Origin of the sequence: Paraburkholderia fungorum, assembly GCF_046026025.1 — a bacterium.
Classification (GTDB): Bacteria; Pseudomonadota; Gammaproteobacteria; order Burkholderiales; family Burkholderiaceae; genus Paraburkholderia; species Paraburkholderia fungorum_E.
Genome location: NZ_JAQQFL010000005.1, coordinates 77,728 through 100,212 on the forward strand (window position 1 = coordinate 77,728; position 22,485 = coordinate 100,212).

The 22,485-nt window shown below is 62.1% G+C and carries 19 protein-coding genes and 1 pseudogene; 2 read left to right on the forward strand and 18 right to left on the reverse strand.

Annotated elements, in window-relative coordinates:
* Positions 1-424 precede the first annotated feature (424 nt).
* The 7 genes from PQR67_RS07920 to PQR67_RS07950 form a co-directional block, all read right to left on the reverse strand.
* Positions 425-874, reverse strand: coding sequence for a YchJ family protein (locus PQR67_RS07920; protein WP_408456725.1), 450 nt, complete (start codon positions 872-874; stop codon positions 425-427).
* Between the two features lie 7 nt (positions 875-881).
* Complete coding sequence (locus PQR67_RS07925) at positions 882-2,012, reverse strand: acyl-CoA dehydrogenase family protein (RefSeq protein ID WP_408456727.1); 1,131 nt, start codon at positions 2,010-2,012, stop codon at positions 882-884.
* Between the two features lie 36 nt (positions 2,013-2,048).
* A complete protein-coding gene (locus tag PQR67_RS07930; RefSeq protein WP_408456730.1) occupies positions 2,049-2,726 on the reverse strand; it encodes an SDR family oxidoreductase in 678 nt (225 codons plus the stop codon).
* A gap of 39 nt (positions 2,727-2,765) precedes the next feature.
* Positions 2,766-3,974 carry an acetyl-CoA C-acetyltransferase gene (locus PQR67_RS07935; RefSeq protein ID WP_408456733.1) on the reverse strand — a complete coding sequence of 403 codons (1,209 nt, stop codon included), beginning with the start codon at positions 3,972-3,974 and terminating at the stop codon, positions 2,766-2,768.
* A complete protein-coding gene (gene can / locus PQR67_RS07940) occupies positions 3,952-4,743 on the reverse strand; it encodes a carbonate dehydratase (RefSeq protein ID WP_408456736.1) in 792 nt (263 codons plus the stop codon). The genes PQR67_RS07935 and can overlap by 23 nt, the downstream gene beginning before the upstream one ends.
* 131 nt (positions 4,744-4,874) lie before the next feature.
* A complete protein-coding gene (gene aceK, locus PQR67_RS07945; protein ID WP_408456739.1) occupies positions 4,875-6,704 on the reverse strand; it encodes a bifunctional isocitrate dehydrogenase kinase/phosphatase in 1,830 nt (609 codons plus the stop codon).
* Positions 6,705-6,726: 22 nt separating this feature from the next.
* Positions 6,727-7,131 (reverse strand): MerR family transcriptional regulator, encoded by a 405-nt coding sequence (locus PQR67_RS07950; RefSeq protein ID WP_408456742.1) that lies wholly within the window; start codon positions 7,129-7,131, stop codon positions 6,727-6,729.
* Between the two features lie 188 nt (positions 7,132-7,319).
* Between PQR67_RS07950 and PQR67_RS07955 the strand changes: the two genes are divergently transcribed.
* On the forward strand, positions 7,320-8,393 hold the full coding sequence (locus PQR67_RS07955; protein ID WP_408457191.1) for an MBL fold metallo-hydrolase: 1,074 nt from the start codon (positions 7,320-7,322) through the stop codon (positions 8,391-8,393).
* Between the two features lie 34 nt (positions 8,394-8,427).
* Here the strand turns inward: PQR67_RS07955 and PQR67_RS07960 are convergent, their stop codons facing one another.
* From PQR67_RS07960 to argS, 6 genes are all read right to left on the reverse strand, one after another.
* A complete protein-coding gene (locus PQR67_RS07960) occupies positions 8,428-10,071 on the reverse strand; it encodes an ABC-F family ATP-binding cassette domain-containing protein (protein WP_408456745.1) in 1,644 nt (547 codons plus the stop codon).
* A gap of 294 nt (positions 10,072-10,365) precedes the next feature.
* Positions 10,366-11,952: an ABC transporter substrate-binding protein gene (locus tag PQR67_RS07965; RefSeq protein WP_408456747.1), complete on the reverse strand. Its 1,587-nt coding sequence runs from the start codon at positions 11,950-11,952 to the stop codon at positions 10,366-10,368.
* Between the two features lie 289 nt (positions 11,953-12,241).
* Positions 12,242-13,015 carry an SDR family oxidoreductase gene (locus tag PQR67_RS07970; RefSeq protein WP_408456750.1) on the reverse strand — a complete coding sequence of 258 codons (774 nt, stop codon included), beginning with the start codon at positions 13,013-13,015 and terminating at the stop codon, positions 12,242-12,244.
* A 15-nt stretch (positions 13,016-13,030) separates the two neighbouring features.
* Complete coding sequence (locus PQR67_RS07975) at positions 13,031-13,669, reverse strand: thiol:disulfide interchange protein DsbA/DsbL (RefSeq protein WP_408456752.1); 639 nt, start codon at positions 13,667-13,669, stop codon at positions 13,031-13,033.
* Positions 13,670-13,849: 180 nt separating this feature from the next.
* The gene (locus PQR67_RS07980) at positions 13,850-14,668 is read right to left on the reverse strand and encodes an SPOR domain-containing protein (RefSeq protein ID WP_408456755.1); all 819 of its coding nucleotides are present in this window, start codon (positions 14,666-14,668) and stop codon (positions 13,850-13,852) included.
* Positions 14,669-14,729: 61 nt separating this feature from the next.
* The gene (gene argS / locus PQR67_RS07985; RefSeq protein ID WP_408456757.1) at positions 14,730-16,520 is read right to left on the reverse strand and encodes an arginine--tRNA ligase; all 1,791 of its coding nucleotides are present in this window, start codon (positions 16,518-16,520) and stop codon (positions 14,730-14,732) included.
* 331 nt (positions 16,521-16,851) lie between these two features.
* Here argS and PQR67_RS07990 point away from each other — a divergent pair, with 331 nt between their 5' ends.
* A complete protein-coding gene (locus tag PQR67_RS07990) occupies positions 16,852-17,178 on the forward strand; it encodes a DUF1840 domain-containing protein (RefSeq protein ID WP_408456760.1) in 327 nt (108 codons plus the stop codon).
* Positions 17,179-17,340: 162 nt separating this feature from the next.
* Here PQR67_RS07990 and PQR67_RS07995 read toward each other — a convergent pair whose 3' ends face one another.
* The 5 genes and pseudogenes from PQR67_RS07995 to PQR67_RS08015 form a co-directional block, all read right to left on the reverse strand.
* Positions 17,341-17,535 (reverse strand): acid-shock protein, encoded by a 195-nt coding sequence (locus PQR67_RS07995; RefSeq protein WP_120344438.1) that lies wholly within the window; start codon positions 17,533-17,535, stop codon positions 17,341-17,343.
* A 157-nt stretch (positions 17,536-17,692) separates the two neighbouring features.
* Positions 17,693-20,458 carry a methionine synthase gene (metH, locus tag PQR67_RS08000; RefSeq protein ID WP_408457193.1) on the reverse strand — a complete coding sequence of 922 codons (2,766 nt, stop codon included), beginning with the start codon at positions 20,456-20,458 and terminating at the stop codon, positions 17,693-17,695.
* A gap of 37 nt (positions 20,459-20,495) precedes the next feature.
* Positions 20,496-21,566 (reverse strand): homocysteine S-methyltransferase family protein, encoded by a 1,071-nt coding sequence (locus tag PQR67_RS08005; protein WP_408456762.1) that lies wholly within the window; start codon positions 21,564-21,566, stop codon positions 20,496-20,498.
* 266 nt (positions 21,567-21,832) lie between these two features.
* The gene (locus PQR67_RS08010; protein ID WP_120344435.1) at positions 21,833-22,090 is read right to left on the reverse strand and encodes a BTH_I0359 family protein; all 258 of its coding nucleotides are present in this window, start codon (positions 22,088-22,090) and stop codon (positions 21,833-21,835) included.
* Between the two features lie 117 nt (positions 22,091-22,207).
* Positions 22,208-22,482, reverse strand: a pseudogene (locus tag PQR67_RS08015) (3-oxoadipate enol-lactonase); the annotation flags it as partial.
* Positions 22,483-22,485: the final 3 nt, after the last annotated feature.

Genomic DNA, 22,485 nt, shown 5'->3' on the forward strand with positions numbered 1-22,485 from the left:
ACCCAAACGGCCGACGCGACCCCACGCGCCGATGATGAGCGCCACACATGTCACCCGGAACCGCCGTGGAGCCCTTGCTGGTGGGCTATCGGCAGGTGCCTGCGCATTTTGCGGAATCCGTATGGACCGGTTCTCGCAATGTGACGTCACAAACCTACGGCCTCATCCTGGCATGACAATTTTGTTTTGTGCAATCAAGGAGAACCCGTGGCGCAAAAATTGCCGGGTGCGAATCAGGGCGTACTTGCCTCTGAGACGCTGCAAAGCGCCTGTCGCAGGCTGTTTGGCTGCACGAAGTAATTTGCGGCAACACACAGCCTGTGGTGTTGAGCCAACACGAAAAAAAAAGCCCTCGTTTGAGGGCCATATATGATCACGGTGTGATCTGCGTTGGTGCGTCGTGTAAGGCTGCGGAAGGTGTGGCCTATTCGTTGACGTCACCGTCGACATAGCGCCAGCGTCCGTCGTCGCCACGGACAAAACGGCTCAGTTCCTGCAGCCGATGAGCGCGCCCGCCGACTTTGTATCGTGCGACGAATTCGACAGTCGCATGATCGGCGTTGATTTCGGTGAAAGCCTTGATCTGCAGTCCGAGCCAACGTGGCGCGTCAGGGGCCGCAGGGTTGGCGTCGAGATCCGCGGGGCAGGTATGCGGCGCCCAGGTTGCACGCAAATAATCCGTTGCGCCCACAACAAACGCGCTGTAACGCGAGCGCATCAGTTCGAGCGCGCGCGGCGCGGTTTCGCCGCCATCGATATAGCGGCCGCAACATTGCGCGAAGCGGGGCGGTTTGGCGCCACTGTGCTGATCGGGCGCGGCGCCGCCGCATGGGCAGTCGGACGGTCGTTGCATTGACAACAATGGCTTATTCATCAGACGTTCAGGCAAGACCGCGCGCGATCAGGATCTTCTGGATGTCGCTGGTGCCTTCGTAAATCTGGCACACGCGGACATCCCGGTAGATGCGTTCAACGGGGAAGTCGCTTAGATAACCGTAGCCGCCGTGAATCTGCAAGGCGGCCGAGCAGATGCGCTCGGCGGCTTCCGAGGCGAACAGCTTGGCCATCGCGGCTTCGGTCAGGCAGGGCTGGCCGGCGTCTTTCAGCGAAGCCGCGTGCCAGATCAACTGGCGTGCGGCTTCGAGTTGAGTCGCCATGTCGGCGAGACGGAATTGCACGGCCTGGTGTGAAAACAGCGGTTGGCCGAAGCTCTCGCGCTCCTTCGCGTAGCCCAACGCCGCCTCGAACGCGGCGCGCGCCATTCCGACGCTCTGTGCCGCAATGCCGATGCGTCCGCCTTCGAGCCCCGAGAGCGCGATCCGATAGCCTTCGCCTTCCGCGCCGATCAGATTCGCGGCCGGCACGCGGCAATCTTCGAAAATGATCTGCGCCGTGTCCGACGAATGCTGGCCGAGCTTTTCTTCGACCCGCGCGACGATGTAGCCCTTCGTATCGGTCGGCACGATAAACGCGCTGATGCCGCGCTTGCCGGCTGCCTTGTCAGTCACGGCCATGACGATCGCGACGTTACCGTTCTTGCCGCTCGTGATGAACTGTTTGACGCCATTCAACACGTAGCCGTCGCCATCGCGCGCCGCCGTGGTACGCAGCGCGGATGCGTCCGAGCCCGCTTGCGGTTCGGTCAGACAAAACGCGCCGAGCATTTCGCCGCGCGCGAGCGGCGTGAGCCAGTCGCGTTTTTGCGCGTCGTTGCCATAGGTCAGCAGAATGCTGCACACCGGGCAATTGTTGACGGAGATCGCGGTGGAGGTGCCGCCGTCGCCCGCTGCGATTTCTTCGAGGATCAACGCGAGCGCCAGCGCGTCCATGCCGGCGCCGCCGTACGCTTCGGGTACCAGCACGCCATACGCGCCGAGTTCGGCAAGCTGGCGATGCACGTCTTTCGGAAAGATGCGCTCGCGGTCCCATTGCGCCGCGTGCGGGGTGACCGCTTCACGGACGAACGTGCGCACCGCGTCGCGGACCATCTGGTGATCCTGATCAAGCACCATGGCTCGGTCTCCTCATTAGTCTTCTCACGTGTCTTCTCACCAGTCGAGCGCCGTGCCGTCGTATTGATAGAAGCGGCCGTTGAACGCGTCGTGCGCAGCGGCTGCCTGGGCGAGCACTTCGCGCATGCCGGTCACGCTGCGCGCAGGATCGATCGCCGCCTGTGCGCCGCCCATGTCGGTGCGCACCCAGCCAGGGTGCAGCGAAATGCACGTTGCGCGCCGGGTATCCAGCGACGCGACTTTCAGCGCGTCATTAAGCGCCGCCTTGCTCGCCCGATACAGCCAGCCGGTCGTGCCGCTCGCGTCGCTGATGCTGCCCATCTTGCTCGAAAGCACCGCGAACACACCGCCGGCTTCTTCGACGAGCGGCAGCAGGACCGGCATCAATTGCATCGGACCGCGCACGTTGGTGTGCATGACCTCGTCGAAATCTTCGGCCGTGAAGGTTTCGATGTCCTCGGTGTGTGGGCCGTACACACCCGATACCAGCACCGCTGCATCGAGCCGTTCGCCGTCGAGCTTCCAGGCGAGCGCGGCGATTTCGTCGGGCTCAGTGACGTCGAGCGAGAAGGTCTCGGCGCCGAGCGCTTTCAGCACGTCGAGCGCGGCGCCGTCGCGCGCGGTGGCGAGCACGCGCCAGCCGCTTTTCTTGTACTGACGCACAAACTCCTGGCCAATTCCGCGCGATGCACCGACGATCAACACTGTCTTCATCGAATCACCTCAAGCTCTCAGGCGCCCGTAAGCAGCGCGTCAAACCAGTTCAATGCCCATCGCGGTGGCTTCGCCGCCGCCGATGCACAACGTCGCGACACCGCGTTTGCCGCCGCGCTTTCTCAACGCGCCGATCAGCGTGACGAGAATCCGCGCGCCCGAGGCGCCGATCGGGTGGCCGAGCGCACAGGCGCCGCCGTTCACGTTGACCTTGTCATGCGGCAGATGATGTTCCTTCATTGCGGCCATCGTGACCACCGCGAACGCCTCGTTGATCTCGTACAGATCTACTTCGTCGGCGCGCCAGCCATTCTTGTCGAACAGCTTGCGAATCGCACCGACCGGCGCGGTGGTGAACTTCGCCGGCTCCTGCGCGAAGGTGGCGTGGCCGACCACGCGAGCAAGCGGCTCGACGCCGAGACGCTTCGCGGTCGATTCACGCATCATCACGAGCGCTGCCGCGCCGTCGGAAATCGACGACGAGTTCGCCGCCGTCACGGTGCCGGTTTTGCTGAACGCGGGTTTGAGCGTCGGAATCTTGTCGAGGTTCGCCTTGAATGGCTGCTCGTCGTGATCGATGGTCACGTCGCCCTTGCGGCTTGCCACCTTTACCGGCGCGATTTCCCATGCAAACGAGCCGTCCTCGTTCGCGCGCTTCGCACGATTCAGGGACTCGACGGCGAACGCATCCTGCGCTTCGCGCGTGAAGTCGAACGACGCCGCGCATTCCTCGGCGAAGGTGCCCATCAAACGGCCTTTTTCATAGGCGTCTTCGAGACCGTCGTAGAACATATGGTCGATGACCTGGCCGTGGCCCATGCGCATGCCGTTTCGCGCCTTGGGCAGCAAATACGGCGCGTTGGTCATGCTTTCCATGCCGCCCGCGACGATCACGTCGACCGAGCCCGCGGCCAGCATGTCGTGCGCGAACATCGCCGCGCGCATGCCCGAGCCGCACATCTTGTTGACGGTGGTGCTGCCGGTGGCGAGCGGCAAGCCGGCGCCCAGTGCGGCCTGACGCGCGGGTGCCTGGCCCTGGCCTGCGGGCAGCACGCAACCCATTACCACTTCGTCGATCTGCTCGGGCTTCAACCCGGCGCGTTGCACGGCGGCTTCGATGGCGGCCGAGCCCAACTGCGGCGCGGTGAGCGAAGCGAAATCGCCCTGAAATGCCGCCATCGGCGTGCGGGCCACACCAACGATCACGATCGGATCAGCTTTTGCGTCACTCATGTTTGTCTCCTTCATGTTTGAGTTCCTTGATCACACCTTCGACGATAGCCGGCACATCGCCGAGCTGGGCCGCGTCGGCAGCGGCCATGTCGTTGTCTTCCTTGTACGCACCGCCGGCCGATACCGCGGCCAGGCAATTCCTGTAGGTTGCGTCGAGCGCCGCCGGATCGTTGACGGTCATGCCGAGGTTGCGCACCTTGCCGTCGTGCACGCCATACACCCAGCCGTGCACCGCGAGTTCCTGCCCACGCGCCCATGCGTCGTTGACGATGGTGGTCCGGCATACGTTCATCACCTGCTCGATCGCATTGAGTTCGACCAGACGCCGATGCCGCGCCTCACCGATCGGCCATTCTTCGATCAGCGCGGCGTGCTTGGTGCGCACGTCCTGCACGTGATGCAGCCAGTTGTCCGCGAGACCCACACGACGGCCGTGCAGCGCCGCGGCGACGCCCGAGCAGCCATAGTGACCCACCACCATGATGTGCTTGACCTTCAACAGATCGACGGCGAACTGGATCACCGACAGGCAGTTCAGATCCGTATGCACCACCACGTTGGCGATATTTCTGTGCACGAACACTTCGCCAGGCGGCAGGCCGATGATCTGATTGGCCGGCACGCGCGAATCGGAACAGCCGATCCACAGGTATTCGGGTGTCTGCTGGTGCGCGAGGCGCGAGAAGTACTCAGGATCTTCGGACAGCTTGCGGGCCACCCACGCGTCGTTGTTGTCGAACAGGTGAGCGAGCGGATTGGCAGCGGGAGAATCGTTCGTATTCATGGATGAGTCTGGGCGGTTGCTCGACCGGTTGAACGGTCGATGTCAGGGCATAAGATTCGGACGACGCAGTCAACGATGCGGGCGGCGCATGAAGCGCATGAAGCGCATGAAGCGCATGAAGCGCTTCAGATTCAGGCCGCGCGCTCGGTGCGTTCATCTGCCTGGTTCTCCGCTTGTCCGGACGCCGTTTCGGCGAATCGTTCCGGATAGCGGATGCAGAAGCGCACGCTGCTGTCGTACGGGAAAAAGTCGGGCAGTTCGCCTTTCAGGAGATGATCCTTGTGCCGTTGCCATAGCGCCGGATCGAAAAAGTCCGCGTGATGCTGCATGAAAGACCGGCGCACGCGTGGGTCGCCGAGCAAAAACGTGCCGTATGTCTCCGGGAAAATGTCGTGCGGGCCGACCGAGTACCACGGCTCGCCCGACATTTCGTCTTCCTCGTTACGTGGCGCCGGCACCGCGCGCACGTTGCATTCCGTCAGGTACTCGATTTCATCGTAGTCGTAGAACACGACGCGGCCGTGACGCGTCACGCCGAAGTTCTTGTACAGCATGTCGCCAGGGAAGATGTTCGCCTGCATCAATTCCTTGATCGCGTTGCCGTATTCCTTGATGCCGTGCTCGACGTCGTCATCGCTGCCGTTTTGCAGGAAGAGATTGAGCGGCACCATCCGGCGTTCGATATACATGTGCCGAATCACCAGGTTGTCGCCGTCGTATTCGATCAGGGACGGCACTTCCTTGTCGAGTTCGCGCACCAGCGCTTCGTCGAGCCGCGAAACGGGTAGCGCCACGCTCGAATATTCGAGCGTGTCGGCCATGCGGCCCAGACGGTCATGCCGTTTGACGAGCTGATACTTTCCCTTGATCTTCTCGCGCGTGGTTTCCTTGGGCGGCGGGAAGTGGTCCTTGATCAGCTTGAACACGTACGGGAACGACGGCAGCGTGAACACCAGCATCACGAGCCCTTTGATGCCGGGCGCGATGATGAACTGATCGCTCGAATGCTTCAGGTGGTGCAGCAGATCGCGATAGAACAGATTCTTGCCCTGCTTCTGCAAACCCACCGAGGTGTAGATTTCCGCCTTTGGTTTGCCCGGCATGATCGTGCCGAGAAACTCGACGTAAGCGGAGGGCACTTCCATGTCCACCAGGAAATACGAATGCGAGAAGCTGAAGATGATGAGTAACTGTTCACGCTTGAGCAGCACCGTATCGAGCGCGAGCACCCCGGGCTTCACGTGGCGCAGTGGCACGGCGAACGGAAACATCGAATCGCCGTTGATGATCCGTCCAACGATATAGGCCGACTTGTTCCGATAGAACAGCGACGAAAGCACATGAATCTGGAAGTTGGCCGCTTCGTCGAACACGCCGAACGCGTCGTGGATCGCCTGCATCACGCACGCGACGTCGCGCGTCAGATCCTCGAACGGCGGCACCATCTGGAAATTGGTGACGATGCGCTCGAGCGTGGCGGCAAGGCCGTCCTTGCCGGGGTAATACGCACGGTAAGTCGGCTTTGCCGCCGGTTCGTCATTCTCGATGTACTCGGTCGAGATCGCCGGGCGCACGAAAATGAAGTCGTTGTTGAAATACGAACGGTGCAGGATCTTGCAGCACACCGAATTGAAGAACGTCTCCGCGCACTCGGGCTGGCGGTGCGTGGTCAGGAGGCCGATGTAGTGGAGCTTGATCTGCTGCCACACTTCGGCGTCGATATTCTCGGCGTCGTATTCGTCTTCGAGCAGTACGACGCATTCCTCGACGCGATCGTCATACGAGGTAATGCGCTCGCGCGCCAGCGTTTGCAGCCCATGCCAGTCGGCCGCTTCGAAGAGCGTTTTGGCATGGATCGCGGCGTCGCGGAAAATCCGGTAGTGCCGCTCGAATCCTTCGAGCATCGTCTGCGCGACATCAAAGCCGATCTGGGACGACAGCAGTTTGGGGAAGTGATTCATGTCGGATTCGCCTGATCGGGCCTTACGCAGACTGCGTTCCGCGTGCGCCGCTTTCCAGCAGCGTGCGTGCCTGGGCTTCGTATTGCGCGAGGTCTTCGAGCGTCGCGTTCAGATCTTCGAGCTGACGCTCGAGCACGTCGCGATGGCGCGCCACCGTGGAAAGGAAGGCGTGCAATTGCGGCACGGTGTCGGTGGGCGACTCATAGACATCGAGCAGATCGCGGATTTCCGACAGCGTGAAGCCGAGCCGTTTGCCGCGCAGCGTGAGCTTCAGGCGGGTTCGGTCGCGGCCTGAATAGACGCGCCGCAAGCCGCTCGACCCTTCGCGGCTAGGCGAGAGTAAACCCTGGTCTTCATAGAAACGAATTGCGCGCGGCGTGACGTCGAATTCCCGCGCGAGCTCGGTGATCGTGTATTGCGTGTTCATCGGGACGTCCCGTGGCCGGGCAGAAAATCGGATTGAACGATAGAATCGACGTTTACGTTATCGTCAACTTGATCGAAACGCAACTACGGCGCAATACGGCACTGGTAAGTCCCGACCGGGCCGCAACCACGCTGTCCGGCATCGCAAACCTCGCCATGCCGGGCGGCCGACGGAGGAAGACAATCACAATGAATGCACTCGAACATCAACTCGACTACCCGTTCAACGACACCTTGCCCGAAGCCGGTCATGCGATGGAAGTCGCGCCCGGCGTGTTCTGGCTGCGCATGCCGCTGCCGTTCGCACTCGACCACATCAATCTGTGGCTGCTACGTGATGAAATCGACGGTCAGCAAGGCTGGACGGTAGTCGACTGCGGCATTGCGTCGGACACGATCAAGGAAAACTGGGAGAAAGTATTCGACTCCGTGCTCGAGGGCTTGCCGGTGCTGCGCGTGATCGTCACGCATTGCCATCCGGACCACATCGGCCTCGCGCACTGGATCTGCGGTGGCGGCGACAGGAAACGCTGGGAGGTGCGCTTGTGGACGACCCTCGGTGAATACATGCAGGCACGCGTGATGGCGGCCGGCGACGGCTCGAATGCGGGCGGGGAGGCCGCGGCGCAGCACTTCGCTCGTCATGGTTTGAACGACGAGGCATCGCTCGACAAACTGCGTAATCGTACGAGCTACTACTCGAGCCTCGTGCCGGCGATTCCTGGTCAATACCGCCGTCTGCGCGAAGCCGATGGCGTGAAGATCGGTGGCAAGACGTGGCGCGTGGTGACCGGCTACGGCCATTCGCCGGAACATTGCGCGCTGCATTGCGAAGAGACGGGCACGCTGATCTCCGGCGACATGGTGCTGCCGCGCATTTCGACCAACGTCTCGGTGTTCGGCATGGAACCGGAAGGCACGCCGCTCGCACTGTATCTGGAATCGCTCGGCCGCTACGAGACGATGCCGGAAGATACGCTCGTGCTGCCGTCGCATGGCAAGCCGTTTCGCGGCGTGCACACGCGGATCAAACAGTTGCGTGAGCATCATGACGCGCGTCTGGCGGAAGTGCGCGAGGCGTGTGCTGGGAAGCCGCAGAGTGCCGCGGATATCGTGCCGCTGATGTTCAAGCGCCAGCTCGACATCCATCAGATGACGTTCGCGCTCGGCGAGGCGTTGGCTCACTTGCATCTGCTCTGGCTCGCCGGTGAGTTGAAGCGCACGCAGGATGCGGATGGGGTGATCCGGTTCTCGGCGGCTTAACGCTTGGGACAGGTGGCCACGCATCGTCGCGTGGTCAATCCACCTTGACTGGCTCGAAGCGCCAACCTTCGAGGGTCCATTGCATCGTATGGGTTGGTCGCAACGCTTCAAGAAATCCCGTGTCATGCGATACCGCAACGATGGCGCCGGGAAAGTCCGCCAGCGCGTCTTCGAACGCCAGCACCGATTCGAGATCGAGATGATTGGTCGGCTCGTCGAGCAGCAGCAATTGCGCCGGTGTGCCGCGCCACAACGCACAAGCGAGCGCCGCTTTCAGCCGCTCGCCGCCACTCAGATTCCGCGAGGGTTGCGTCGCGCATTGGGCGTCGAGTTGCAGCAAGGCGAGGCGGCTGCGTAATTCGCCTTCGGCCAGCGGTGTATCGAGCAGGCCCAACTGTTCGACGATCGAACGCTGCGGATCAAGCAGGTCGAGGCGTTGATCGAGGTACGCGCATGGCACGTGTGTCAGATGCGTGCCGCCTTGGGGCGAGACTTCACCTGCGAGTACCCGAAGTAACGTTGACTTACCGCAGCCGTTCGGACCCGTTACTGCGATGCGCACGGGGCCCTCGACGGACCACGTCACCGTCGCCGCCGGATCATTCGCTTCCAGCCAGGGCAAACGCGCCTCGTCGAGCGTGAAAACGTTCCGGCGGGGAGGAAGCTCAGCGCCGGGCAACGAGAGCAAGACCGCGCTTGCCGGCATGACGCGCGCCGCGGCTTCGCCGACCTTGTCGTTGAGATCGGTTTTTACCGTTTGCTGGGATTTGCGGACATGTCCCATCGCTTCCATCGCTCGACCTTTTATCTTCGCGCGTTCCATACGTGAGACGTTGGCGATATCGGCATAGTGCCGTGTGCCCGCTGAGCGGCGCTGGATCGTGTCGTGTTCCCGTGCGAGGCGGCGGCGTTCACGTGCGCGTTCGGTTCTCGCATGTTCAAGCGCGGATTGCGCGGCCAGCTGCTCTGCTTCGCGCTGCGCTTGAAAGACCGCGTAGTTGCCGCCGTAGACGCGCGGCCCGTGGGGCGTCAGTTCGACGATCCGCTCGACCTCGCCCAGCACCTGACGGTCATGGCTGACGACGATCAACCCGCCACACCACTCATGCAGTTGATCGCGCAACCAGGCGCGGCCGTCGCGATCGAGGTGATTGGTGGGTTCGTCGAGCACAAGCAGGTCGGCGCCGGACAGTAACGCGCCGACGAGCGCGACACGTGCCCGCTGGCCGCCGCTCAATATGTCCGCGCTTTCGTGCGCTTGCAGTTCCGGCAAATGTGCCTGCTGCAGCGCGATCTGAAAGCGCGTGGCGAGGTCCCAGCGGTCTCCGACGACGTCGAGATCGTCGGGCTGAGCGGTGCCCGCCGCAAGGCGTGCGAGCGCATCAAGCGTGCCGGCAAGACCGGCGGTTTGCGCGATCGTTTCGCCCTGCGGCGCGACTGTAGTCTGCTTGACGTAGGCAACTGAGCCAAAGCGTTCAACCTTGCCCGCCGACGGCGTCAGTTCACCCGCAACCAGCCGTGCAAGCATGCTTTTGCCCGCGCCATTGCGACCGACGATAGCCGTAGGCGTGGTGTCGAACGTGAGATTCAGGGAGTCGAATAGCATCGAACCATCGTTGAAATGGAACGAGACCTGATGAAGCGAGACGAGCGTGGATGCTGGCGTGACATGAGCCATAAGCACCTCCGAAAATGTGTTGCACCTTTCGCCCGGCAAGCACGGCTTGCGTGAAGCGAAAACATTTAAGGAAGGCTTAGTTGTTCATTTTGGCTGATGTCCGGAGAAAGTGATCTGTAAAAAAGTATAGCAAACGCACCTGATTCGATGCAAGCGGGCCGCCGCGGTGCGTTGTCGCGCCTGTACGCTCCGTGATCCGGAAGAGGTGACGCGTGAGGATAAAAAAACAGACCCGGTGCATGGCAGCGGGTCTGTCTTGTTGCCCAACATCGAGCGTGGTGTGACGTGGTGGTTTTACTGCACCGCCACCGCCGCAAAGTTCTGCCGTCCGAACGGACTCACGTGATAACCGCTCACATTCGTGCGCGTGATGGCGGCGGCAGTCGGGTAACCCAGCGGAATCCACAGCGCCTGATCGTGGATGATCTGCTGCGCCTGTTCATACGCCTTCGTGCGTTTGGCCTGGTCGGGCGTTGTCTTGCCGTCGGCAATCAGCTTGTCCAGATCCTGATCGCAGAAGCGTGCAAAGTTGATGCCCGACTTCACCGCATTGCAACTGAAGAGCGGGGACAGATAGTTGTCCGGATCGCCGTTGTCGCCCGCCCAGCCCATGAACAGCGTGTCATGCTGGCCTTGCTTCGCCTGCTTGATCAGCTCGCCCCATTCGATCACCTTCACGTCCGCCTTCACGCCGATCTTCGCGAAGTCGGCTTGCAGCAGTTCGGCGCCGGCCTTCGGGTTCGGGTTCAGCACGCTGCCGTTCGGACGGACCCAGATCGTCGTTTCGAAGCCGTTCGGATAGCCGGCGTCCGCGAGGAGTTTCTTCGCCTTCACCGGATCGTACGGCCACGCCTTTACAGACTTGTCATAGCTCCACGTATTAGGCGGATACGGATTGACGGCCGGCGTCGCGGTGTTGTCGAAGATGGCCTTCAGATAGGTGGTGCGGTCGAACGCCATGTTCAGGGCCGCGCGCACCTTCTGGTTGTCGAGCGGCTTCTTCTGCGTGTTCAGTGCGACGAAGGCGGTCATGAAGGCCGGTGTCTGCACGATGGCGAGCGACTTGTCGCTCTTTGCTTCGGCGAGATCCTGCGGCTTGGGCGACAGCGCGATCTGGCATTCACCCGCTTTCACCTTTTGCGCGCGCACCGTGGCGTCCGGCGTGATCGCGTAGATCAGGCGGTCGATCTTCGGTTTCGGACCCCAGTAGGTCGGGTTCACGTCGTAGCGGATCACCGCGTCTTTCGTATAGCTCTTCAATTCGAACGGACCCGTGCCGATCGGCTTCGCATTCAGGTCGACCTGTTTGCCGGCCTTGAGCAACTGGTCGGCGTATTCAGCCGAATAGATCGAGGCGAAACCCATGGTCAGAATCGATACGAAGGTTGCGTCCGGTGCGTTCAGTTCGAACTTGACGGTGTTGTCGTCTACCTTGCTGATCGACTTGATGAGCTTCGGCAAGCCCATCGATTGCGCGTGCGGAAAGCCGCTCGCGCCCGCGACCTTGTGCCACGGATTGCTGTCGTTGAGCATGCGATCGAACGTGAAGACGACGTCGTCGGCATTCAGCGCACGGGTGGGCTTGAAGTAGTCGGTGGTCTGGAACTGCACGTTCGGGCGCAGATGGAACGTATAGGTGAGGCCGTCGGCACTCACGTCCCACTTGTCGGCCAGCGAAGGCTCGACTTTTTTCGCGGCCTCGTCGTACGAGACCAGCGAATTGAAGATGACGTCGGCCGACGCATTGGTCGTGACGAGCGAATTGAACTGCACGACATCGAAACCGTCAGGGCTCGACTCCGTACAGACGGTCAGCGGTTTGGCGAGCACGAGCGCGGGCGCCGTGAACAGTACGGCGGCTGCGAGCAGTTTGAAGCGCATAGGATCTCCCATAACAAGCGCAGTCAGGCAGTGCGTCTGGTTGTGTGGTTATATTCCGTTGACGGGCGACGGCAACCCGTGGCCGGTCTGGCCGTCGTCTTTATTGTGATACGTTTCCGGCGCCGGCGCATGGTTTGGCGGATACCGCACACGCGCGTTTTGGCCTTCGCGAAAGCTTATCGAAGGGTGGTTGTGGCGACAACAATTTAATCCGCATATCCATATGGATTGAGGATGTGCGTGTGGGCTCTTTGTCGTGCGGATGCCTGCGGAAACCCGTGCGGTCGATTTATTCGGTGACGGCGCGGGGCTTGCGCGGCGCGCGTTCGAAGGCGCGGTCGTAGAGCCAGCGTGGCAGCACATGCAATAGCATGGCCGCGACGCGCATTTGCCACGGGAACACCGCGAAGGCAGTCTGCCGCTCGATCGCGCCCGCGACCTTCACGGCGAAGCGGTCGGCGTCCATCAGGAACGGCATGCCGTACGGGTTGTGCTCGGTCATCGGCGTGCGGATATAGCCGGGCGCGATGGTGACCACGCCGACGCCCAGTGGCCGCATCTCGACGCGCAACGCTTCCAGATACTTGAGCGCCGCCGACTTGGACGCACTGTACGCGCCCGACCCCGGCAAGCCACGCACGCCGGCAACGCTGGCGATCCCGACCAGCGTGCCTTTCTTCGCGGCCACCATCGCGGCGGCGAACGGCTCGAACGTGGCGACCATGCCGAAGTAGTTGATATCCATCACTTCGCGGAAGGTGCGCAGATCGCCCTGCCCGGTGACCGCGCCGCGGCTGATACCGGCATTGGCGATCACGATGTCCGGCAAGCCATGCTGCGCGATGAACTGCGAGGCCGCTTCGGCGAGCGCCTCGGCGTCGCGGACGTCGACGGAATAGGTGGAGACGGAATTCTGTGGATGGGACTGCTGGAAAGCGGCGAGGGCGTCGCCGCGACGGGCAACCAGGCCGAGAATCGCGCCGCGCCGCGCATATTCGGCGGCGAGCGCGAGGCCAATGCCACTCGAGGCACCGGTAATGAAAACCTTCAGGGGTGAGCTCATTCCGGCGCCTCGGCTTTACATCTTCTTGGCGCGTACCTGCTGCACCAGGTAGTCGAGCACCTGAATCGTGCCCGGCAGGCTGTTGGTCGCAGCCGGGCCGGTTTCATACTTGCCCTGCACGGCCAGCGTCGGCACGCCGTCGATCTTGTAGTCGTCCATCAGCTTCTTGTCTTTCTGCAACGCGCTTTGCGTCGAGAACGAGTTGTACGCGTCCATGTACTTCTTCGGATCGACGCCGTTCTTCGCGAGGAATTTGGCCTGGTCTTCCGGCGTCAGCAGATAGTTCTTGTTGACGTGGATTTCGTTGAAAACCTTCGGCGTGAGTTGCTGGGCGAGACCAAGCGCGTCGAGCGCGTGGAACATTTTCGAGTGCGGAATGAAGTCGTCGCGGAAAGCAACCGGCACGCGCTTGAACACGACGTCCGGACCTTGCTTCTTGATCCAGGCTTCGAGGAACGGGTCGAATTCATTGCAGTGCGGGCAGCCGTACCAGAAGAATTCGGTGACTTCGATCTTGCCGGCCGGAACGTCCGTAGGTTGCGGCGTGGACAGGACGGTGTAGTCCTTGCCGGAAACCGGCGCGGCCGGCGCTGCGTGCGCCGTGGCGGCAACCAGGCCCAGCGAGAGGAACAGAATGCTCAGCAGTTTTTTCATGTTGTGTTGACCCAAGTAGGCGATAAAGCGGTGGCGCCACGCAAATGCCCGTCACCGTTTTCAATGTCGGCGTTAGACGTTCTAGTCGATTGTGTTTGTCGGTTGTGCCTGTGACTCGCGCCGCACGCCGATAGTTCGGCGGCGGCGCGTTCCGGCACATCACCGTTGGTTATTGTTTGCTTATTGCTTCGTAAAGCGGATCACAGCGGTATCCACACCCGCGTCGGACAGACGCTGACGGCTCGAATTCATGTCTTCGAACTTCGAGAACGGGCCGATACGCACACGGTAGTACGTCACGCCGCCAGCATCGCGCTGCGTGACCTTCGATTCGAAGCCCTGGAAGGCGAGACGCGCACGCTGCTGCTCGGCGTCGGCCGAGGTCTTGTAGGCGCCCACTTGCAGGAAATAGCCGGTGTTCGCGTCACCCGCTACCGGCGCCGCGCCCGAACCCGGCTTGGCGTTGGCCGCTGTGGTGGGCGAGGTGCCCTTCGGCGCCGAGCCTGCCGCGGTGGCGGCCGGTGCGCTGGAGCCTTGCGGTTTTTTCGCCGGCGCAGTGGCCGTGCCGTTGCCGTTATCCTGCGCGGGCTTCGGTGCGACTGCCGTACCGTTCGCATTGCCGCCCGACGGCGGCACTTCGACGATCTGCGGCTCTTCCAGCATGCCGGACTGCGTCTGCGAGTTGGTCTGGCCCGGCGCGGTGTTAGGCGGCGCCGGTTGCGCGGCTTGCGGGACCGGCTGGCCCGGCGTCTTGCCTTGCAGCGGGCGGTTCGGGTCGTATTGCTGCGCCTGGCTCGCACCGGTGTCGGGTGTGGCCGGCGGCGCGACCTTCGAGACAAACGGTGTAGGCGCACGGGTGATATACAGCGCCACCACGACCGCGATTGCGAGACCGACGATCAGGCCCAGCACGATACCGAGAAAAGTGCCCCCGGTTTGTTTCGATTGCGATTGCTTTGTTGTGCGGCGTGGTTTTGCCATCGTATGAATCACCTGCAAAAAGAATCCTGGAACGGCCGTCGATTATAACGACGGCCGCGTGCATGTTGCGCCGGAGGACTTACATCTTGACGGGAGCGGAGACGCCGATCGTCGCGAGACCGTTGGCCAGCACCTGACGCGTGGCCGCAAGCAGCGCGACGCGCGCATTGCGCTCGGCCGCGTCGTCGACCAGTACGCGTTCGGCTCTGTCATTGTAGAACGAGTGGAATTCCCCGGCGAGGTCGCGCAGATAGAACGCGACCGCGTGCGGCGCGAGTTCGTCGGCGGCGTGCTCCAGCATGTCCGGGAACTCGGCGAGCTTGTTCAGCAAGGCCATGGCGCGTTCGCTGGTGAGCGGCGACACGTCCAGTTGAGCCAGCGTGCTCTCGTCCGTGTTGTAGCGCGCCTTGCATTCGGCGATGACCGAGCAGATCCGCGCATGCGCATACTGCACGTAGTGGACCGGATTTTCGTCGTTCTGTTTCAACGCCAGGTCGATGTCGAATACGAATTCCGTGTCCGCCTTGCGCGAAATCAGGAAGAAGCGCACAGCGTCGCGGCCGCGGCGAATCGTCTCTTCGTCGATCAGGTCGATCGCGGCTTCCGAGCCCGGCGTAGCGCCGCCCGACCATTCGATCAGATCGCGCACCGTCACATAGCTGCCTGCGCGCTTGGAGATCTTCACCTCTTCGCCGTTGCGCATCACCGTGACCATCTTGTGCAGGATGTAGTCGGGATAGCCCTTCGGAATGCCGACGCCGAGACCCTGCAGGCCGGCGCGCACGCGCGCGATCGTGCCGTGGTGGTCCGAGCCCTGCACGTTGATGACCTTGGTGAAGCCGCGTTCCCACTTGGCGACGTGATACGCGACGTCCGGCACGAAGTAGGTGTAAGTGCCGTCGGTCTTGCGCATGACGCGGTCTTTGTCGTCGCCGTCGTCGGTGGTGCGCAGCCACAGCGCGCCTTCCTGCTCGTAGGTCTTGCCGGCGGCGATCAGCGCATCGACGGTTTTCTCGACCCGGCCTTCCTTATACAGCGACGACTCCAGGTAGTACTGGTCGAACTTCACGCCGAACGCCTGCAGGTCCATGTCCTGCTCGCGGCGCAGATAGGCGACCGCGAAACGGCGGATTGCGTCGAGGTCTTCGACGTCGCCCGCGCCCGTGACGGGCTCGCCGTCGCTCGCGGCCACGGTGACGCCGTTCAGATAGTCTTTCGCGATATCGGCGATGTATTCGCCGTTGTAGGCCGAAGCCGGCCAGCCTTCGTCGCCGGGGGCGATGCCGCGGGCACGCGCCTGGGTCGACACGGCGAGCGTGTGGATCTGCACGCCGGCGTCGTTGTAATAGAACTCGCGGTGCACGTCATAGCCTTGGCTAGCCAGCACGTTCGACAGCGCGTCGCCGAGCGCCGCCTGGCGGCCATGGCCGACGTGCAGCGGGCCGGTGGGGTTGGCCGAGACGAATTCGATCAGCACGTGCTTGCCGGCGTCGCGTTGCGAACGGCCGAAGGCGTCCTTTTCGGCGAACACCGCGGCGATCACCGCCTGCTTGGCGGCTGCCGCGAGGCGCAGGTTGATGAAGCCGGGGCCGGCCACTTCGGCGGCGTCCACGAGGCCCTTTGCTTGCGGCTGCGCCAGCAGTGCGTCGACGATCTGTTGCGCCAGCTGGCGCGGGTTGGCGCGCAGCGGCTTGGCGAGTTGCATCGCCACATTGCAGGCGACGTCGCCGTGCGCGGCCACTTTGGGACGCTCCAGCGTGATCGTGGGCGAGACGAAGGCGGCTTCGCTCGCGCCCTGGGTTGCTTCAGCGACCTGCTTCACCGTGTCGGCGAGCAGTGTTTCGAGGGTATGTTTATGTGCGGGCAGCATGCTTGTTGCGAGTCCAGTGAGGCAATCCGGTAATGCGGAAGAAGCGGCGGCCGCGCGCGAAGCGCAGCCGATTCGTCAGAAGCGTGGAAAGCGGCAATGCGCCGGCCGGGACGCACCGGGCACGTCGGGGCGCCATCCGGCACTTTGCGCGCAGCGCATTGCGGCACGCTTTTCCGTTCAGACGGATTTTAGCAGGTGCTAATATGTTCAATGAGATGCCCACCAAGGGCCGTGGCCGCCGTGCCTGATCGGCGCGTCAACGTAACGCGCGCCGGCGGCGAATGTCGGGTTGCCCGCGCGTCGATCCAACATAACGAAAAAGGGAACAGTCATGCTGATTACTTTCAAATGTCGCGCTGCGCCAGACGTGATGATGCTGGAAAATCTCGCTCAGTACCTGGTCGGCATTGTCGGCAAGCGGCTGGGTGAGCGTGGTGTCATCACCCACGACGAACTTGGCGTCGCGATCACGAAACTCGAATCGGCGATCAGCGTCGACAAACAGGAACGTGCCGAGCACGAAGGCCATTTCCACGAAGGCGAAGAAGGCCACGAGCATCATGAGATTCCGCCCGGTCTCGCGCAGCGCGCGTATCCGTTCCTCGACATGCTGCGCGCCGCGCAGAAGGAAAACGCGGATATCGTCTGGGGTATCTGATCCGGGCGAGGTCTGCCGGCGATCGGGTTCGCAGCGCCAGGCGGCGCGGCGTAGTCCGCGTTGCACAGCGCGCGATGTAATGCATCAAAGACAAAGAGCCCGCATCAGCGGGCTCTTTGTCTTTGATGGGCCTTAACGACCAACGGCCCCCGGTCGAAACTGTTACTGGCTGGCGGCATCCGCCGGTGCGGCCATCGGTGCCGACGCACCCTTCTTCATTTTTTGCTTCTTGGGCTTCTTGACGTGCTTTTGCGTAGGCGGTGAATACGAACTGACCGAGCTGGCGGGCTGGGCCAGCGCCACCGAGGCGCCTGCGGCGAGCGAAACAGCAGTCAATAACAGCGTCAGCTTCTTCATACGATTCTCTCCGTTGACGATTGCAATTAGATAAGCCGACGCGTTTTGGCCGCGTCTGGCGGGTTGATGCCGTTTCAGTCTACAAAGCCGAAAATTGCACTGCCGCAAATATTCAGCCTAGCGTGCCCGATATAGTGGGTCCCCCGCCCCGCAAGGCTTACAGCAAAGGCGCCAAGGCTCGCTCGGCGTCTGTTTTCGACAACGACATGCGTTTTGCGTAGTCTTCCAGCTGGTCCTGGGCGATCTTGCCGACCGAGAAGTAGGTGCTGTCCGGGTGGGCCAGATAGAAGCCGGAGACGCTGGCCGCGGGCAGCATGGCCAGCGATTCGGTCACGCTCATGCCGATTTCGGTGGCTTGCAGTACGTCGAACATGTCGCGTTTCACGAGGTGGTCCGGGCAGGCCGGGTAGCCCGGCGCCGGGCGGATGCCGTGGTACTTTTCAGCGATCAGGTCCTCGTTGGAGAGGGTTTCGGCGTTCGCATAGCCCCACAGATCGCGCCGGACGCGGGCGTGCAGTCCTTCGGCGAAGGCTTCGGCGAAGCGGTCGGCGAGCGCCTTGAGCATGATCGCGCTGTAGTCGTCGTGGTCCTTTTCGAACTGCTTTTCCTTCACGTCCACGCCCAGACCCGCCGTGACCGCGAACATGCCGATATAGTCGGCCACGCCCGACTCCTTCGGTGCGATGAAGTCGGCGAGCGATCGGTTGGGACGCATCACGCCGTCCACCACCGGCCGCACGCTTTGCTGGCGCAGGTTGCGCCACGTGAGCGCGACTTCCGAGCGTGACTCGTCTGTGTAGATTTCGATGTCGTCGTCGTTCACCGTGTTGGCCGGCAGCAGTGCGATCACGCCGTTGGCCTGCAGCCAGCGGCCCTGGATCAGCCGGGCGAGCATCGATTTGCCGTCCGAGAACACGCGCCGGGCCGATTCGCCCACGATCTCGTCGTTCAGGATTGCCGGATACGGGCCGGCCAGGTCCCAGGTCTGGAAGAACGGACCCCAGTCGATATAGTTCGCCAGTTCGTTCAAGTCAAAGTTCTTGAACACGCGGCGGCCGATGAACTTCGGCTTGACCGGCTGGTAGGCCGCCCAATCGACCTTGGTCTTGTTCGCGCGGGCTTCGGCGAGTGTGACCATGGGCAGGGCTTTCTTGTTGGCGTGCTGGGTGCGGATGCGGTCGTAGTCGGCTTTCAGGTCGTCCACGTATTTGGCCGCGCCTTCGTCGGACAGCAGGCTCGAGGCCACGGAGACCGAGCGCGATGCATCCGGCACGTATACCACCGGACCTTCGTAATGCGGTGCGATCTTGACTGCGGTGTGCACGCGCGAGGTGGTTGCGCCGCCGATCAGCAGCGGGATCTTCTTCACGCGGAAGTAATCGTCACGCTGCATTTCCGAGGCGACGTAGGCCATCTCTTCGAGGCTCGGCGTAATCAGACCGGACAAACCGATGATGTCCGCGCCCTCGACCTTTGCTTTGGCGAGAATGTCGTTGCACGACACCATCACGCCCATGTTGACCACTTCGAAGTTATTGCACTGAAGCACCACCGAAACGATGTTCTTGCCGATATCGTGCACGTCGCCCTTCACCGTGGCGATGACGATCTTGCCCTTCGCGCGCACGTCGGCGCCGGATTCGGCGAGCAGCTTCTTTTCTTCTTCGATGAACGGGATCAGATGCGCAACCGCCTGCTTCATCACGCGCGCCGACTTCACGACTTGCGGCAGGAACATCTTGCCCTGACCGAACAGGTCGCCGACGATATTCATACCATCCATCAGCGGGCCTTCGATCACGTTGATCGGACGGCCGCCCGCTGCGGCGATCTTCGCGCGCACTTCTTCGGTATCTTCGACAATGAAGTTGGTGATGCCGAGCACCAGCGCATGCGCCAGACGTTTCTCGACGGGCTGGTTGCGCCATTCGAGATTCTCTTCCTTCTTCGCGGCGCCAGTCTTGAACTTGTCGGCGATTTCCAGCAGACGATCGGTACCGTCTTCGCGGCGGTTCAGCACCACGTCTTCAACGCGTTCGCGCAACTCCGGATCGAGGTCGGCATACACGCCGAGCTGGCCCGCGTTGACGATGCCCATGTCCATCCCCGCCTGAATCGCGTGATAGAGGAACACGGTGTGGATCGCCTCGCGCACTGGATCGTTGCCGCGGAACGAGAACGACACGTTCGACACGCCGCCGCTGATCTTCGCGTACGGCAGGTTTTCCTTGATCCAGCGGGTCGCGTTGATGAAATCGACCGCGTAGTTGTTGTGTTCTTCGATGCCGGTCGCAATCGCGAAGATGTTCGGATCGAAGATGATGTCTTCCGGCGGGAAGCCGACTTCGTTCACGAGGAAATCGTAGGAGCGCTTGCAGATCTGCGTCTTACGCTCGTATGTATCGGCCTGGCCTTGCTCGTCGAACGCCATCACTACTGCGGCTGCGCCATAGCGGCGGATCAGGTTCGCGTGATGACGGAACGCTTCTTCGCCTTCCTTCAGCGAGATCGAATTGACGATCGCCTTGCCTTGCACGCACTTCAAACCGGCTTCGATCACGTCCCACTTGGACGAGTCGATCATGATCGGCACGCGCGCGATGTCAGGCTCCGAGGCGATCAGATTCATGAAGCGGACCATCGCCGCTTTCGAATCGAGCATGGCCTCGTCCATGTTGACGTCGATGATCTGCGCGCCGTTTTCGACCTGCTGCCGCGCGACCGCGATGGCATCGTCGAACTGGTCGTTCAGGATCATTCGCGCGAACGCCTTCGAGCCGGTCACGTTGGTGCGCTCGCCGACGTTGATGAAGAGCGTCCCGGACGTGACGTTGAACGGCTCGAGGCCGGAAAGGCGCATGGTGTGATCGGTCATGGCGTATGTGCGGTTCGGTTGCGTGCAGTTGCGTGCGTCGGGTTTGATAGCGAAAGCGTGGCGGGTCGGCGGCGAGCCGCCGGACTCAGGCTGCGTCGCGGTATTGGGTCGGCCATTGGCGTGGCTTCACTTCAGCCAGCGCTTTGGCAATCGCCGCAATATGCTCCGGCGTCGTGCCGCAGCAGCCGCCGGCGATATTCACGAGGCCAGCCTGCGCGAACTCCTTCAGCAATCCCGACGTATCCGCCGGCAATTCGTCGAAGCCCGTATCGCTCATCGGATTCGGCAAACCGGCGTTCGGATAGCACGACACATAGGTGTCGCACAGCTTCGCCAGTTCGGCGATATACGGGCGCATCAGCGCCGCGCCCAACGCGCAGTTCAAACCGAAGGTGAGTGGTTTGGCGTGGCGCAGCGAGTTCCAGAAGGCCTCGACGGTTTGCCCCGACAGAATCCGGCCCGATGCATCGGTGACGGTGCCCGAGATCATGATCGGCAGACGCTCGCCGGTGTCTTCGAACAACTCGTCCAGCGCGAACAGCGCGGCTTTTGCATTGAGCGTGTCGAAGATCGTTTCCACGAGAAACAGATCGCAGCCGCCGTCGAGCAAGGCCTTTGCCTGCTCGTAGTACGCCGTGCGCAGTTCGTCGAACGTCACGTTGCGTGCGCCCGGATCGTTCACGTCAGGGGAAATGCTCGCGGTCTTCGGCGTCGGTCCGATCGCGCCGGCGACGAAGCGCGGCTTGTCGGGCGTCGAGTACTTGTCGCAGGCGGCGCGCGCCAGCTTCGCCGATTCGAGATTCATCTCGATGGCGAGGTCTTCCATCCCGTAGTCGGCCTGGGCGACCGTGGTGGCGCCGAACGTGTTGGTCTCGATGATGTCCGCGCCGGCCGCGAGATACTGCTCGTGAATCTCGCCGATGATCTGCGGCTGCGTGATCGACAGCAACTCGTTGTTACCCTTGATGTCGCGCCCGTAGTCTTTGAAGCGCTCGCCGCGATAGCGGGCTTCGTCCAGTTTGTAGCGCTGGATCATCGTGCCCATCGCGCCGTCCAGAATCAGGATGCGCGACTTGAGCAGCGCGGGCAGCGTCGCGCCGCGCGTGTAGGCGGCGTCGGGGCGGACTGGCGTGGCGGTTTGAGCAGGCTGGTTCATGGCGGACGAGGGCTTGCGCCGGCTTTTTCGGGAAACCTGCCATTGTAGCCGCTGTGGGGCGGTTCCGCCGGGCGCGGGCCGGGCAGGGGCACGTGCCGCGGCAACGGCGGCCGTAGGGGAAAATAAAATGACAAAAACAAAACGGCCCAGTCAGGTGAAAGCCTGCTGGGCCGCGTTACGCCTGCTGACCGACTTATAAGGGCCGCCGGCAATGCCGGTCGGCGCGGTCGATGGTTGTCGCCAAACCGTTACGTCAAACCCTTCTGTTAGTGAAGAATCACCGGTTGATGCATCAGGCTGTCGAATTGCCCGAGGAATTCGTCTACCTCATCCAGCGACGGTTCCTCTTCGATCAGTTTTTGCACGTGCTCGCGAAAGCTCGCTGCCATTGCACCGTCTATGTAGATTTCGCGCTGCATGTTCTTGTCCACGATCTCGTAGCCTCCTGATTTCATGGCCAGCGGGCCTTCCTGCGGCGGAAACTCGACGACACAATAGTTGGGGCTGTTATAGATCATTTGCATGGCGACACTCCTTATTTCCGTTGGCTCCTGGCCATTCCTGCGCCATAGGTGGAGCTTGTGGTGTGGAATTCAAGGGGTGGGTCCGGATTGACGCTGGTGAAGTTCCGAACCTACCGGTTAGACCGGCTTTCCAAGAAACGTTTCAAGCAGTGCAGCAAAACGGTGAGATTGTTCGATGGGCGCGAGACGAGCGGCATCGAGCAGGTCGAACGGTGCGCCTTTGGTGGCGTCTGCTATTGCCTGCGTCGCAGCAGGAGGCGTGCCCGATCGTGACGGTCCGCTACCGTCAACGTCGGACGACGTACGGTTCCAAGCTTACCCCGTAGATCGAAATCGCGCAGAGCTTCGCACGGCATGACGTAGCCTTCTGACAACGTAAGTGTTAATTCGTCGTG

Bases quoted from the DNA above. Each gene is read 5' to 3' on its own strand.
- PQR67_RS07995 (WP_120344438.1), bottom strand. From the start codon at position 17,535: ATGAAGAAGCTGACGCTGTTATTGACTGCTGTTTCGCTCGCCGCAGGC.
- PQR67_RS07965 (WP_408456747.1), bottom strand. From the start codon at position 11,952: ATGCGCTTCAAACTGCTCGCAGCCGCCGTACTGTTCACGGCGCCCGCG.
- PQR67_RS07960 (WP_408456745.1), bottom strand. From the start codon at position 10,071: ATGGCTCATGTCACGCCAGCATCCACGCTCGTCTCGCTTCATCAGGTC.
- aceK (WP_408456739.1), bottom strand. From the start codon at position 6,704: ATGAATCACTTCCCCAAACTGCTGTCGTCCCAGATCGGCTTTGATGTC.
- PQR67_RS07970 (WP_408456750.1), bottom strand. From the start codon at position 13,015: ATGAGCTCACCCCTGAAGGTTTTCATTACCGGTGCCTCGAGTGGCATT.
- PQR67_RS07950 (WP_408456742.1), bottom strand. From the start codon at position 7,131: ATGAACACGCAATACACGATCACCGAGCTCGCGCGGGAATTCGACGTC.
- PQR67_RS08010 (WP_120344435.1), bottom strand. From the start codon at position 22,090: ATGCAAATGATCTATAACAGCCCCAACTATTGTGTCGTCGAGTTTCCG.
- PQR67_RS08005 (WP_408456762.1), bottom strand. From the start codon at position 21,566: ATGAACCAGCCTGCTCAAACCGCCACGCCAGTCCGCCCCGACGCCGCC.
- argS (WP_408456757.1), bottom strand. From the start codon at position 16,520: ATGCTGCCCGCACATAAACATACCCTCGAAACACTGCTCGCCGACACG.
- PQR67_RS07990 (WP_408456760.1), top strand. From the start codon at position 16,852: ATGCTGATTACTTTCAAATGTCGCGCTGCGCCAGACGTGATGATGCTG.
- PQR67_RS07935 (WP_408456733.1), bottom strand. From the start codon at position 3,974: ATGAAGGAGACAAACATGAGTGACGCAAAAGCTGATCCGATCGTGATC.
- PQR67_RS07955 (WP_408457191.1), top strand. From the start codon at position 7,320: ATGAATGCACTCGAACATCAACTCGACTACCCGTTCAACGACACCTTG.
- PQR67_RS07925 (WP_408456727.1), bottom strand. From the start codon at position 2,012: ATGGTGCTTGATCAGGATCACCAGATGGTCCGCGACGCGGTGCGCACG.
- can (WP_408456736.1), bottom strand. From the start codon at position 4,743: ATGAATACGAACGATTCTCCCGCTGCCAATCCGCTCGCTCACCTGTTC.
- PQR67_RS07975 (WP_408456752.1), bottom strand. From the start codon at position 13,669: ATGAAAAAACTGCTGAGCATTCTGTTCCTCTCGCTGGGCCTGGTTGCC.
- PQR67_RS07930 (WP_408456730.1), bottom strand. From the start codon at position 2,726: ATGAAGACAGTGTTGATCGTCGGTGCATCGCGCGGAATTGGCCAGGAG.
- PQR67_RS07920 (WP_408456725.1), bottom strand. From the start codon at position 874: ATGAATAAGCCATTGTTGTCAATGCAACGACCGTCCGACTGCCCATGC.